Annotated in this window: 7 protein-coding genes; 1 reads left to right on the top strand and 6 read right to left on the bottom strand. The window is 65.0% G+C overall.

Features of this window, described 5'->3' with window-relative positions; genetic code table 11:
* Positions 1-36 precede the first annotated feature (36 nt).
* Entirely contained in the window at positions 37-2,130 is a 2,094-nt protein-coding gene (locus EEB18_RS09680) for a RelA/SpoT family protein (RefSeq protein WP_187142281.1), read from the top strand.
* Here the strand turns inward: EEB18_RS09680 and EEB18_RS09675 are convergent.
* From EEB18_RS09675 to gdhA, 6 genes are all read right to left on the bottom strand, one after another.
* Complete coding sequence (locus EEB18_RS09675; RefSeq protein ID WP_262408186.1) at positions 2,127-2,651, bottom strand: putative colanic acid biosynthesis acetyltransferase; 525 nt, start codon at positions 2,649-2,651, stop codon at positions 2,127-2,129. The genes EEB18_RS09680 and EEB18_RS09675 overlap by 4 nt on opposite strands.
* Before the next feature lie 118 nt (positions 2,652-2,769).
* Positions 2,770-7,125 carry a hypothetical protein gene (locus tag EEB18_RS09670; protein ID WP_187142283.1) on the bottom strand — a complete coding sequence of 1,452 codons (4,356 nt, stop codon included), beginning with the start codon at positions 7,123-7,125 and terminating at the stop codon, positions 2,770-2,772.
* 3 nt (positions 7,126-7,128) lie between these two features.
* Entirely contained in the window at positions 7,129-8,928 is a 1,800-nt protein-coding gene (locus EEB18_RS09665; protein WP_235535653.1) for a hypothetical protein, read from the bottom strand.
* A gap of 183 nt (positions 8,929-9,111) precedes the next feature.
* Positions 9,112-11,046, bottom strand: a complete 1,935-nt coding sequence (locus EEB18_RS09660) for a heme-binding protein (protein ID WP_262408185.1) — start codon at positions 11,044-11,046, stop codon at positions 9,112-9,114.
* Positions 11,047-11,096: 50 nt separating this feature from the next.
* Complete coding sequence (locus EEB18_RS09655; protein WP_187139985.1) at positions 11,097-12,584, bottom strand: multiheme c-type cytochrome; 1,488 nt, start codon at positions 12,582-12,584, stop codon at positions 11,097-11,099.
* Positions 12,585-12,634: 50 nt separating this feature from the next.
* Positions 12,635-13,990: an NADP-specific glutamate dehydrogenase gene (gene gdhA / locus EEB18_RS09650; protein WP_056345060.1), complete on the bottom strand. Its 1,356-nt coding sequence runs from the start codon at positions 13,988-13,990 to the stop codon at positions 12,635-12,637.
* Between the last annotated feature and the right edge of the window lie 11 nt (positions 13,991-14,001).

Raw genomic sequence — 14,001 nt, 5'->3', positions numbered from 1 at the left:
TTGCATTTGGGCGCGCATGAACGACATTGGAACAGGATGCTGCGTCAATATGAACTTGTCGAGCGCGTGCGCGCTTATGATCCCGACGTCGACGAGGCGTTGCTCAACCGCGCCTATGTCTTCACCGTCCAGAAACACGGCAGCCAGAAACGCGCGTCGGGCGACCCCTATTTCAGCCATCCGGTCGAGGTCGCGGGCATTTTGACCGAGTTGCACCTCGACAGCGAAACGATCGTCACCGCGCTGCTCCACGACACGCTCGAGGACACGCTGACCACCCCTGAAGAAATCGAGCGGTTGTTCGGGGCCGATGTCGGGCGGCTGGTCGACGGGGTGACCAAGCTTTCGAAGATCGAGGCGCAGACCGAGAATGAGCGCGCAGCGGAAAACCTCCGCAAATTCCTGCTCGCCATGTCCGACGACATCCGGGTGCTGCTGGTCAAGCTCGCCGACCGGCTGCACAACATGCGCACGCTGCATTTCATCCAGAATCCCGACAAGCGGCGGCGCATCGCCAAGGAGACGATGGACATCTATGCCCCGCTCGCCGAGCGGATCGGCATGTATGAATATATGCGCGAGATGCAGCTGCTCGCGTTCCGCGAACTCGAGCCCGAGGCCTATGCGACGATCACCGGGCGGCTGGCGAAGCTGGCCGCCGGCGGCAAGGACAAGGTCGCGAAGATCACGTCGGATTTCAAGGAGCTGCTGGCGAAGAACGGCATCGAGGCCGATGTGTCGGGGCGCGAGAAGCATCCCTATTCGATCTGGCGCAAGATGCAGGAGCGGCATGTCAGTTTCGAACAGGTGACCGACATCATCGCCTTCCGCATCATCACCCCGACCGATGCCGATTGTTACGCCGCGCTCGGGCTGCTCCATCGCAAGTGGAAAATGGTGCCGGGTCGCTTCAAGGACTATATCTCGACGCCGAAGCGCAACGGCTACAAGTCGCTGCACACGACGATCATGCATCAGCAGAATATGCGAATCGAGATCCAGCTTCGCAGCGTCGGCATGCACCAGCAGTCGGAATTCGGCTTCGCCGCGCATTGGGCGTACAAGCAGGGCGGGACCGCGCCCGACGGGCAGGCGGGGTGGATCCGCGACCTGCTCGAAATCCTCGAACAGACGCACGATCCCGAAGAGTTCCTCGAAAACACGCGCATCGCGATGTACCAGGACCGCATCTTCGCCTTCACCCCCAAGGGCAGTCTGCACCAGTTGCCCAAGGGCGCGACCCCGGTCGATTTCGCCTATGCCGTCCACACCGGGCTCGGCGACCGGACGGTCGGTGCGAAGGTCAACGGCCGGCTGGTGCCGCTGCGCACCCAGCTCGCCAATGGCGATACGGTCGAGATATTGTCGTCGGATAAACAGACGCCGCAGCCCGCCTGGCTCGGCTTCGCGGTCACCGGCAAGGCGCGCGCCGCGATCCGCCGCCATGTTCGTTCGAAGGAAAAGGTCGAACTCGCGTCGCTGGGCCGCAAGCTGTACGACGAGATCGTCGCGCGGCTGCCTGGCAGGGTCGGCGACAAGGCGCGCGCCGCGGCGCTGACCCGGCTCAAGCTCGAAGACGACACCGCGCTCTATGTCGCGATCGGCAAGCGGCGCCTGTCCGACAATGCGGTGCTCGAGGCACTCGTCCCCGGCATCACCGCCGAGATGAAATCGAAACCCGGTAAGCTGACGCAGGGCGCGGCGGTGTCGATCGAGGGACTCACCCCCGGCGTCGCCTATCAGCTCGCCGACTGCTGCCACCCGGTACCTGGCGACCGCATTGTCGGGCTGGCGCGTCCGGGTGAAGGCATCGAGGTGCATGTCATCGACTGCCCGAGCCTCGCCGACGGGGTCGATGCCGACTGGATCGACTTGCGCTGGCAGGAGGACAGCGAGGGCGGCAATGCGCGGCTGTGCATCGTCATCCTCAACGAGCCCGGCACGCTCGCTGAAATGTCGGGCATCCTTGCCGCCAATATGGCGAACATCACCAATTTGCGGCTGTCGAACCGCGAGGGCGGGTTCCACACTTATGACGTCGTCGTCGAGGTACGCGACGTCCATCATCTGATGCGGATATTGTCGGCGCTGCGCGCGTCCGACACGGTGGTGCAGGCCGAACGGCTCTAGCCGCCGGGTTTTACCGATCCGTCCGCAAAGTCAGCGAGGCCGCATTCACCGATCGGCGTCGCCGGATTGCCGCCGACAATGATATTGCGATCGACATCCTTGACCACCACCGCGCGCGCCGCCGCCACGGCGCCGTCGGCGAGGGTCACGCCCGGGCCGACAAAGGCGTCGGCGGCGACCCACGCATTGCGGCCGATCGCGATCGGCGCCGCGGTGAGCGCGAAGCTGGGGGCGTGGATGTCGTGGCTGGCGGTGCAGAGATAAGCGCGCTGACTGACCACCGACCAGGGGCCGAGCGTGACGCGTGCCACCGAATAAATCTCGCTGCGCGGGCCGAGCGTGCTGCCCTCCCCCATTTCGAAATTCCACGGCGCCCAGATTCGCGCGCTGGGATAGGGCCGCGTTTGCGATCCGATTTTTGCACCGAACGCGCGGAGCAGGAGGCGGCGCCAACCGTGGAGTGGGATCGGGCTGGTGCGATAGAGGATGAGCCAGACGGCGTTCCACAGCGCACGGCGCACTTTGTCGCCAAAACTGGGATGGGGGATCACGACCGGGCGCATCGGCTAACGTCTCATAACAGGAAGGCGGCGGGACGGTCCGCCGGTGCGAGGCTGTCGCACAGGCGGACGCGATTGACTAGCCGCCGAACTTGTCGGGGCCACGCCACGCCGCCGCCTGCTTGGCGTCCTTCGGATCGGAATCGCGGACCTTGTAGACATTGCCCCGGCTGTTCAGGAACAATTTCTCCATCTCGGGCCGGGTGAAGGGGCGCGAGCCGAGGCGGCCGAATACCGCCATCTGGCCGCCGGTCTCGTCAACTGCGCGGTCGCGGTCGAGCCCCTTCGACAGCGCGAGCGCCGGCGCCGGAGTTCTGGCCCAGGCGATCAGTTCGGGGGTGGGTTTGGGCGAGAAGCCGTAGAGGCCGGCGTTGTCGGGGCTGGTCAGCTGGATCACCTTGATGCCCGCGCGCCCGTCAGCGACATAGGCGAAGAGCGAAGCGTTGGTCGACGCGACGATCACATCCTCGGCATCGGTGAGCGCGCCGCCGAAGGTCTGCCCCGGCCAGACGAGCGGCGCCGCGGGCTTGGTGACGTCGACGATGACGAGGCCGTCCGCCTTGGCCGCGACATACATATAGGTGCGCGCGACATAGATTTTACGCGCATTGGTCAGGCGCACCGTGCCCGAGGGCACCGGCACCGGCTGGGCCAGATTGGTGACGTCGAACAGCTTCACCCCCTCGGCATCGGTGATCCAGAGGTAGCGGAACTGAACCGCGCTGGCGCGCGCATCGGTCAGCGGCAACTGCGCCGTCACCTTGGGTGCGAGTGGGTTGGCCAGGTCGAGCACGACGAGGCCCGCGTCGGTGGTAACATAGGCGATACTCCCCGCGAGCGTGACGTGCCGCGCTCCGGCGAGGACATTGCCCTCGTTCCAAGTCAGCGCCCGGGTCAGCTTGTTGTTGCGGAACTCGCCGTCGGCCATCGTGTCGATGTCGACCAGGATCAGCCCTTCGACGCTGTCGGTGATCACCGCATAGCGATAGATGGGGTGCATCGCCTGTTCGTGGTTCTGCGGGAAATCCTTCACGATATGGTCGTTGCGCGACACGCTGACCGGCTGGGTCGTCGCGATCGCCATGCAGGTGGCGTTCTTCGTCTTCACATGGGTGTCGTGACCCAGCGACGAGAAGGGTGCGCGAATGATGCGTTCGGAGAAGCCCTTGTTGCCGATCGACGCGACGTCATAGACGCGGAAACCGCCCTTGCCCTCTGCGACGAACATATATTCGCCACGCTGTTGCAGGCAGTTCACGCGGCCGCTGGTGTCCTGGACGATATTGGCGAATTCCTCGAGCGCATATTTTTCGCCCGACACCTTCTTGTCGAAGGTCTTGCCGCGCACCCAGTTCTTGAGCTCGCGCCCGTTCTGCTCGACGTGCAGCTTCCAATAATCGGGATAGGCATATTTCTGGAGGTAGCTGCCGATCACCGCCTGCGGCTCGTCCCATTCGGTGACGCGCGTCGCCTGGAAGCCGTCTTCCAGGCCCGACCAGACGTTGAGGCCGACGAAGTTGACGAAGTTGGTCCCCAGCAGGTTGAGCTGCGCCATGATCGCGTTGTTGTCGTCATTTTCGGACAGGTGGCAGTCCGAGCATTGCTTGGTTTCCTGGCGGCGCACCGTGTGCGGGAAATGCGGTGCGAAGGCCTGGCTCGAATAGCCCGCCGACGAGATCGGCGGCTGTTGCACATAGATGCGCTCGCGGTTGATGTTGGTCGACGACAGCACGAGCGCCGAGGTCGATCGGACCGGCGTGATGATCCCCCGGACCTCGCCGTTCGGGCCGGGTTCGCCGGGCTTGGTGAGCTGGTGCCGGCCGAGCTGGAACATCTCGTCGCGCGCGACCTGCGGGTTGTAGGTAGCGAAGTTGCGCGTCTCCTCGCCCTCGAAATGATGCATGCTCGTCTTCCAGTTCGCCTCGATCGGCAAATGGCAGCCGCCGCAACTCGTCGTCCACGACAGGTGGCAGGTGAAGCAGGTCATCTTGTCTTCGCCGTGCGCGCGGTCTTCCTTCGCGACTTCGGGACCCCAGGCGAAAGTGCCGTCGTCGTCGCCGCTGCGCGCCATCAGCTTGGCACGCGCCGCCTTGGCGTTGAAATGCGGCCCGGGGGTCACCGCCTGCTTGACCAGGCTGACCTGCCATTCGAGTTTCGGATCGACGATCGAGCGCTGGATCAGCCCGGTGACGTCGCCATTGTCATTATACTGGAATTCGAAGCGGCGGCGCCCGTCGGGGTTGCGCAGCAGCGCGAGGTTGGTGCCCTGCGGCCGGGCCGCGACGTTCGAGGTCAAAAGGTTGGGCAGCGCGTCGGCGGTGCCGTGGCAATCCTTGCACCCGATCTCGACCGCGTTGGCGACTTCACCCTGGATATAGCCGTTGCCATGGCTGTCCTGCGCGAAGTGGCAGTCGGCGCATTGCATGCCCTTTTCGGCGTGGATGTCCATCATATGGACCGCCTTGCCGGGGTTGATGCCGGGCGGCACAAACTTGCCCTCGACACCCGGGCGGCCGGGATCGGCGCTCGACAGGCAGAGGTCGCGTTCTTTGACGTCGGTGTAATGGCTGCAGCTCTTGCGCCATTTCTCCGGGTCCTTGGGGTCGATGATGTTCGGGTCGGTGCCGTAGGTCGCCATGTTCCCGTCGGCTGTCAGCAGATTGCCGTTGCGGTCGCGCTTGAAGATGCCGCGGAAGTTCCAGCCATGGCCGTGATAGTCGGCGAACTGGGTGTCCTTGTTGGTGTCGTTGACGTCATAGACGTCGCGCAGGAATTCGACGTCGGCCCACAGTCCGCGCGTCGCTGCGGCCTCGGGGTTGCGTTCGAGGGTCTTATGCACCTCGGCCGCGGTCGGATAATGCTGCTGCTTGTATTTCTTCTGATAGTCCGCGTCGCTCATCCCCGGCGGGCGCGGTGCGGTGTTGTTCGGACCCGGCCACATTTGCGGCGCGTCGGATTCATAATCCCACATCGTGTAGCCGAGATAGGAGTTCAGAAAGATGTTCGGCTGGTGCATGTGGCAGGACATGCACTGCGACGTCGGGATCGAGCGGGTGAAGGTGTGCTTAATCGGGTGCCCCGCTTCGAGACGCTCCTTTTTCGCGAACACCTGCGGCCCCGCCGCGGCATCGGCGGGGTTGATCAGCCCGCCGTGCTGGTCGGGATCGGGCGCGTGCTTGGCGGGATCGCCATGCTCGGTGCCCCCGCCGCCGTGACTGTCGCCATGGCCGTCGTCGGCCTTGTATTTGCGGTCGCGGATCGTCGGGTCGATCGTCGCAGTCTCCCCGTCGCGGCCGAACTGCGAATAGGTCAGGCTGTGGCGTGGTTCGCGGTCGTTGGCATAGATGACGTGACAGCCCGAACAGCCTGAGTGGCGATAATCGCCCGGCTGGTCGTTGGTACCCATGAACCACATCAAAGGATCGTTGAGGCGGGTCTTGTGGATGTTGAGCACGGGGATCGACACGCGCAGCCCGGTGCCGGGGCCGCGGTTCGATTGTTTGAGGTCGGGGCGCCCCGGCTCCTCGAGCCGCTGGATGCTGCCGGTCGGGTTGGGCAGGCCGATTTCGGGGAATTGCGTGTTGATGTTGCGCCCGCCGCGTTCGAACACGCGGAAGACGTCGCCCGGCGGGAGCACGCTCCAGCGCGGCAGCGGATACATTTTGGCGAGCGCGCCGCGCGCGCGCTCCTTGTCGGTCAGGATCTTGTCGAACGCGACCTTGGGGTCGCAGGCGTTCTTATATTCCTCGGGCGTCATCGAGGTGGTCGGCGACAATATGCAGGCGGCCTCGCCCTTGCGGGTATAGGCCTCGCCGAAGACGTAGTTCTTATAGGGTACGATGCCGTTGTTATAGGCCGCACCGCCCCACAGCATCGCCCCCGTCGACATCATCGAGCGTTCGGTCGCCTCGATCACCTCAAGGTGGCACGCCCCGCAAGCCTCGCGTGCGACGCGATAGTCGCTGGGATTGATGAAGCGGATGAACTCGGGCGCTTCCTTGTTGAGCAAGGTGTAGCTGCGTTTCGGATTCGCGGAGCTGTGACCCCAGCTGTTCGGCAGCGTCGGCTGCGGATGCGCGACCTTCATTGCCTCGAGATTGTACGGATTGTCGTAACCGAGCTTCGCGTTGCCGAAAGCCGCGGGCGATTCGGCGTCGCCGCCATGGCAATCGACGCAGCCGAGTTGCACCGCGGGGGTCGCGTGCATCGATGGGGCGTCGGTCTGGGTGTGGCAGCTGTAGCAGCCCTTCGATTTTGCGAGCACCGCAGCCTCGCGCTCGGCGAAGGTCGCCCCGGGCTGCTCCTTGGGCGCCGGAGGGCTGAAGCGATATTCGACCTTCACCGGCTTTTCGCCCTCGGCCGCGCGCACCATCGAGACGGCTAGGCTCGCGCCCATCAGGACGAAGGCAAGGAGGGCGAGGAGCTTGCGGGCCATGATCTAGAAACTCACAATCACATTGGCGAGGATCGAGAGATAGGCGTCGTCACCCTCTTTGTTGTCGAACAGGTCTTTGAACCCCTTGCCTGGCAACAGCACCGCGGCGCTGAGGCGTCCGACGATATTCTGCGTCGCCTTGGGTCGCCAGATCCCGGCGACCGAGAGGTCGAAGCCGATATCCTTGGGGATCGTTCCCTCGCTGCGCAGCACTTGCAGGCTGGAGGTGTCGGCGAACCACAGATGGTTGAAATTGGTGCTGACGCGCACTTCGGGCGACAGGTCGAAATCGCCGCCGACACCGACGAAGACGGTGCCGGGGTTGTTGAAGTTCGACTGCCCCTCTTCCTTCGACGAGCGCAGCGAATTCAGGATGCCGTTGCGGCCCGAGATCGCGATGACGCGACCGCCGCCGGCGAAGGGGATCGTCTGGCGGATCCAGTAACTGGTGTCGGCGCCGCCGAAGATCGGATTTTCGAAGATCGCGTCGAAGCCGCCTTCGGTGTTGTTATACGGGTCGCGGTCGCCGGTGGCGTAGAGGCCCGACAGGCGGAAGCGCATCCAGTCGTGATCGTAGCTGAGTTCGACCGCGCCGAAGCCCGCGCGGATCTTGGCGGGCTTGCTGGTGAAGAAGCTGTTCCGGTCCTCACCCAGCGCGGCGTAGAAGCTCGCGGTCAGGTTTATCCGCCCGATGCGGCCGTCGGCGCTGTACCCCAGATAGACGACATCATATTCACGCCCGCGCAGGTCGCCGAGCAGCGCCGGGCGCACCGGGAAACCATTATGGTCGATCTGAACGTCGTTCTTTTCGCGGTTCATATTATAGGTCACGCTGACCTGGCTGGTCAGCCCGACGAACGGGAAATCCTGGCGATAGAGATTGCCGGTGAAGACGAAATCGTCGCGCGGGGTCTGGGTGATGTCGTTGAGGCCGCTGTTGGTGTCCTTCTCCAGCCGCCAGAAGGCCGCGAGATTATATTGGAAGCGGTTGTTGTCGCGGTTGCCGAAAAAGCGGACGCCGAGCTGCGAATCCTGGAACAGGAAGCCGCGAAAATCGCTCTGGAACGGCTGGATACCGACACGGATCGAGTGGAAGTCAAAGCGGTCGCTGTCGTTGCCGAGATGCTTGTCGACGAACAATTCCTGCACGCCGATGAAATGGTCGAAACGGTGACTTTTCTTCGATGGGCGCACGTCGAGCACGCGCCGTTCGGGCACGTCGACATAGTTCGCCTGATAGGCCAGCGTGACGCGATATTCGATGTCGGGCGGCTTGAACGCGGTCGACCCCTTGATCAACGCCGCGCCGACAATGAAGGTCTGCGCCGCGACGAAGCTGCGGTTCTTGCCGAACACGTCGAGGCTGCCGGGGCGCGACGTGGTCTGGACGCCGACCGGGATCGGAAAGGTGCGCGGTTCGAACACCGTGTCCGAAATGGCGTTGACGACGAAAAACCAGTCGTCGCCCTTCAGTCCAAGGAATTTTGGCGTCTTGCAGCGCACTTCGCCGGCCCGCGCGCGCAGTTCCTGCTCCTCTTCGGTCGGGATGCAGATCGGCCGGTCGCCCTTGTAGGTGTTCTGGTGATAGGGATCGAACCAGCGTTCCTTGACGACGCCAAGGCTCTCGATCAGTCGCCAGCGATCGGGGACCGGCAGCTGGTTTTCCATGCCCGGAAAGGCCTCGGGCGGTGGCGGGCGCAGCGCCCCGATATTGTCTTGGGTAAGCTGGTCGGGCAAGTCGGGGCGGTATCCCGGACGGCGACGACCGTCGATGATCTGGGTCATCAGATCGTCGCTCATCATCTGCTGCCAGTCGACCGGCGGTGGCGGCGGGGTGAGGTCGTCGAGCGACGGTTCTGCGGTCGGGCTTTCGGTCGTTACGACCGGGGGATCGGCGGGCACCGGTTCGGCCACGTCGCCCGGGGCGCTTTGCGCCGCCAGACTGGCGATGATCGGCCAAAGGCTGCTTCCCACGAGGCTCATATCCTATAGCCCATCGCAGACATTTTGCTGCGCCGTGTCGAGGAAGGGCGCGAACGGACAGCCGATATAGCGCAGCCGCACCGAGGCGCCGCCGGCGAGATTGACGATGATGCGGTCCGAGCGGATCGCGGGCGGCGCATTGCCGATGCCGCCGACACGCGCGCCGCCATTATGCGCGCCAAGGAAGCTGATCATGTCATCCTGATCGATGCCGTCGCCCGACACGCCGATGCCGCCGACGAGCTGGTTGCCGCGATAGATGGGAACCGAGCCGGGGAAGATCTGGATGCCGTTCTGCAGCCGGTTGGTGCCCGACGGCGTGTCGGGCAGCGTCGTGCAGCGCTGCGGCGTGTCGGTCGCGCTGGCGCCCGTGACGAATCCCAGATGCTGCCCGATATTGCCGATGATCAGCGCCGATTGCAGCCCGGTCGAGAAGGGATTGAACTGCGCGATCGGGCGCGACAGCGGGCCGTTCGGGCGCCCGACCTCGCCATCGGGGAAATAGGGGCGCGACAGATTGCCGTTCGCGCGATCGGAGAAGGCATGGGTGCCGGTCAGCGCCGCCGGATCGTTCAGAAAGCTGCGCGTTGCGGTGACGAACTGGCGCACGTCGGCGCTGGCATTGGCGCTCAAGTCGGCGCCGGCGATCGCGTTCGAGAAAAAGGTCGCGGTGCGCGCCTTCTGCAACGAAACGTCGGTGCCGAAAATCGGCGCGTCGGGCGAGCGAACGATGCCGAGCACCGCGCCATGCGTATCGACGACGCTGACCGACACCTGCGCGCGGCTGTCGAGCGGGCGGCGGATCTGGCCGCGCGCGCGGCTAATGATCGTGAAAGCCTCTTCCATTACCGCGCGCACTTCGGCCTGGGTCAGTGGCGCGCTGTTGCTGGCGGCGTCGGTGGCGGCGCGGACCGGATAGCGGTTGGTGCCGCTGCCGTCGGTGAGCACATAGGCGTCACGGTTGCTGAACTCGGCGGCGGTCGAGGGGCGCATGCCCGATGCCTCGGTGCCATAGACGGTACCCGCGATGATCGCGGCATTGGCATAGCCGATCACCGCGACCAGATTGCCCGCAACGCCGTTGAAGCTCGCGAAACTCGCGCCGGTCGATGATTTCAGGCCGCCATAGGTGGCGTCGGAAAAGCGCAGGGTGGTGCCGTCGACGGTGATCTTGTCGGCGGTGATGCTCGTCGGCGCCTCGAAGCCGCGCGTTCCGGCGAGTGCGATGAACTCCTCGGCATCATTGTCGATGTCGAGCGTGTTGGCGTCGCTGCCGTAAACGCCGTCGCCCATCACCCCGATGCCGCCGACCAGCTTGCCATTCTTGTAGAGCGGCAGGCCGCCGGGGTCGGCCGACAGGCCGAGCGGCGAGCGTTTGGGTCCGATCAGCGCCGCGCCGCCGGGCGCGCCGAAGCGCGCGCTGAGGTCGCTGCACGGCAGCTGGCTGAACTGCACGCCGAACAAAGGCCCGCTTTCGAGACCGACGGTGGTCGGCGCGGGCGGGAAATGTTGCTGGACGATCTGGCTCGCGGTGCGTGACGAAAAGGCGTTGCCCGCGCTCGACAGATAGGCGCCGGTCACCGCCTTCGCGATCGCGCCGGCTTCGGCCGGGACGGTGACATTCTGCGCATCCATGTTGACGCCATTGGGCGCCGCACCGGTCGTCGCGTTGGCGCGCGCGCCGTTCATGCGGAAAATGCCGAGGACGTTGCCGACGCGGTCGGTCACCGCGATCACCGACGGCAGGCCCTGCGCCTGCGCCTCGGCGATGGCGCCAGCCATCACCGCCTGAACGTCGGCGACGCTCAGCGATTCGCTGCCCGGCTGGGTGAAGACGCTGCCGGTCGGGGTCGGGGTTGGCGCGGGGGTCGGTGTCGGGGTGGGCGTGGGGTGCCACCACCACCGCCCCCCGCACGAGGACAGGAGCAGGGTGGCCATCGCGGCCAAGGCGGTCGAGCGGAAAAGGCGACTATGGTTCGGCATGACGATCAGCGCAGCGCCCGGATGGCGCGCACCGCGCTACCGAGCGAGGCCTGGAATTCGGCGGGTTTATAGGCATTGGGGTCCTTCACCGCGGCATAGGCGCGATCGATGTCTCCGCGGATTCCCGCTGCGGCACCGACGGTGATCCGCCCCGACGAGACCATCGAATTGAGCAGCGTATCGACCCCCATTACCGCCTGTTGCGATCCCGAATAATCGGTGAGGCGATCATTGATCGCCTTGGCCGAAATCGCGTCGACGAGCGCGAAGGCGTCGGCGCCCGAGAAATTGCGCGAGGCGAAGGCCGATTTGAGCGCCGCGACGGTCTGGCCGAGTTGCGCCGCCGCCGCCTTGGCGCTGTCGCGGTCGATCGTCATCGCGCGGTGGAAGGCGGCGGTGCGCGCCGCGAGCTGGTCGGCGAGGGCGGGGGCGGCGATACGCGCGGCGGCGGCGAGCATGATCAGATTCTCGTCATTATAGGGCGGCATGCCCTCGGGGATGTTGCGGCCGGCATTGCCCATGCTGGTCTTCACCGGCTTGGCCTGGTCATAGATGCGGCGGTGGCAGCTGTGGCAGTCGAGGAAGTAGAATTCGGGGAACATGCCTTCGGTCCCGCGCTTCGACTGGAAGAGCTGAAGGCTGCGTTCGAGAGCCGTCGCCTGTCCGATCGCCCACATCTGGACATGGTCGGTGCGCGCGTTCGCGGCGCCGAACTTGCGCCAGCCATAATCGGCGTCTTCCTGGTGATGCGCCTGGAGCGAGGAGAAGAGGTCGAGTTCGAAGCTGATTCGCGGGTGACCGGCCGCCATGATCCGGTGGGTAACGAACTGCCCCTCGCCCGCCGAACCGAAATGGCAGTCGACGCACACGCCCGCGCGCACCACCGGATCCTCGAGCTTTTTCAGGCCCGCCGACAGGTTGGCGAGATGTTTGTCGCGGCTCTCGCGGTCGGGGTCGGCGTTGGTACCGATCCCGGCATAGTGGCTGGCGATCCAGCCGCCGGCGGGGCCGTGGCACGATTCGCAGCCGACGCCGTCCTCGAGCGGCACGGTACCGCGCTGCGCGCCGCCGGCCGCGTCGATCGCGCCCTTGCTGCTGTGACAGCCGAGGCACATCGGCGCGGTCGCGGCATCCTTCAGTCCCAGATTGCGTGCGATGAACTGGCTGCGGCTGTTGCTCAGCACTGCCCAAGCGCGGCTGTGCGCGCCGCCGGGGGTCGAGGGTTCCTGCCATTTCATCAGCTCGTCCTGACGGACGACGGCGCCGTCACCCTCCATCCGTCCGTGACAGGTCGACCCGGCGCACGAGGCGACCCCGGTATAGCGCCCGCCGGCCTCGCCCTGCGAGCGGGCGGGCGGGGCGGCGATGACGGCCGCGACGGCGAGCGCCGTCAGCAACAGCACAAGCGCGGCGAAGGCCGCGAGTCCGGGCCGGACGACGGCGAACGCCGCCGAAGGCCGATCGCGGCGCTCCTGTCCAGCGTGCGTCGTCATCGCAGAACCCCTTGTTATCCGAACCGGACGTTTGCGTCCTGGCTCGAAACTCAAACCACTCCGAACGCCAGCATCGCATCGGCGACTTTCTTGAAGCCGGCGATATTGGCACCCTTCACATAATCGATATAGCCGTCGCCCTGGTCGCCATGGGTCAGGCAGCTTTTGTGGATGCCGTCCATGATGTCCTTGAGCATCTGCTGCAGTTCACCCTCGCTCCAGCTGCGACGACCGCTGTTCTGGCTCATTTCGAGACCCGACACCGCGACGCCGCCGGCGTTGGCGGCCTTGCCCGGCGCGAACATGATTTTGGCATGTTTGAACGCATGCACGCCTTCGAGGTTGGTCGGCATGTTGGCGCCTTCGCTGACCGCGATGCAGCCATTCTTCACCAGCTCCTTGGCATCGTCGCCGAGCAGCTCGTTCTGCGTCGCGCAGGGCAGCGCGACATCGCACTTGACACCCCACGGCGTCTTGCCCGCGGTGAAGCTCGCGCCCTTGAACTCGGTGCAATAATCCTCGATCCGGCCGCGACGGTGCGTCTTGTGCGCTTTCACCCAGTCGATCTTTTCCTGCGTGATGCCGTCGGGATCGTGGATGAAGCCGCCCGAATCGGACAGCGTCAGTACCTTGCCGCCCAGCTGGACGATCTTTTCGGCGGCGTGGGTCGCGACATTGCCCGATCCCGAGATCACCGCCGTCTTGCCGACAAGGTCTTGCCCCTTGGCCGCGAGCATGTTGGCGAGGAAATAGACCGCGCCATAACCCGTCGCTTCGGTGCGGATCAGCGAGCCGCCCCATTCGAGGCCCTTGCCGGTGAGCACCCCGGTGAATTCGTTGGTGATGCGCTTATACTGGCCGAACATGAAGCCGATCTCGCGCCCGCCAACGCCGATGTCGCCCGCAGGCACGTCGATGTCGGCGCCGATGTGACGGTACAGCTCGGTCATGAAGCTCTGGCAGAAGCGCATGATCTCACGCACGCTCTTGCCCTTGGGGTTGAAGTTCGACCCGCCCTTGCCACCGCCCATCGGCAGCCCGGTCAGTGCGTTCTTGAACGTCTGTTCGAAGGCGAGGAATTTGAGCACCGATTCGGTGACCGAGGGGTGGAAACGGATGCCGCCCTTGTACGGACCGATGGCGTTGTTGTTCTGGACCCGCCAGCCACGCTGGACGCGGATATTGCCGTTATCGTCTTCCCAGCAGACGCGGAAGGACACGACCCGGTCGGGTTCGGCAATGCGCCGCAATATCTGCTGCGCGTGATATTCTTCCTTGTCCTTGATGAAGTCGAAGATGTCCTCGGCGACTTCCTGAACCGCCTGGACGAACTCCAGCTGGCCCGGGTTGCGCTTCGACACACCCTCCATGAACGTCTTGAAATCGACGTGATCTGTAACTGCCATGCACCCCTCCC

Source organism: Sphingopyxis sp. OPL5 (genome assembly GCF_003797775.2).
Lineage (GTDB): Bacteria > Pseudomonadota > Alphaproteobacteria > Sphingomonadales > Sphingomonadaceae > Sphingopyxis.
This window is presented reverse-complemented; position numbering and strand designations above follow the sequence as displayed.

Coding starts and splice junctions, on each gene's coding strand:
- EEB18_RS09680 (WP_187142281.1), top strand. CDS start 37: ATGCTGCGTCAATATGAACTTGTCGAGCGCGTGCGCGCTTATGATCCC.
- EEB18_RS09670 (WP_187142283.1), bottom strand. CDS start 7,125: ATGGCCCGCAAGCTCCTCGCCCTCCTTGCCTTCGTCCTGATGGGCGCG.
- EEB18_RS09665 (WP_235535653.1), bottom strand. CDS start 8,928: ATGATGAGCGACGATCTGATGACCCAGATCATCGACGGTCGTCGCCGT.
- EEB18_RS09660 (WP_262408185.1), bottom strand. CDS start 11,046: ATGGCCACCCTGCTCCTGTCCTCGTGCGGGGGGCGGTGGTGGTGGCAC.
- EEB18_RS09655 (WP_187139985.1), bottom strand. CDS start 12,584: ATGACGACGCACGCTGGACAGGAGCGCCGCGATCGGCCTTCGGCGGCG.
- gdhA (WP_056345060.1), bottom strand. CDS start 13,990: ATGGCAGTTACAGATCACGTCGATTTCAAGACGTTCATGGAGGGTGTG.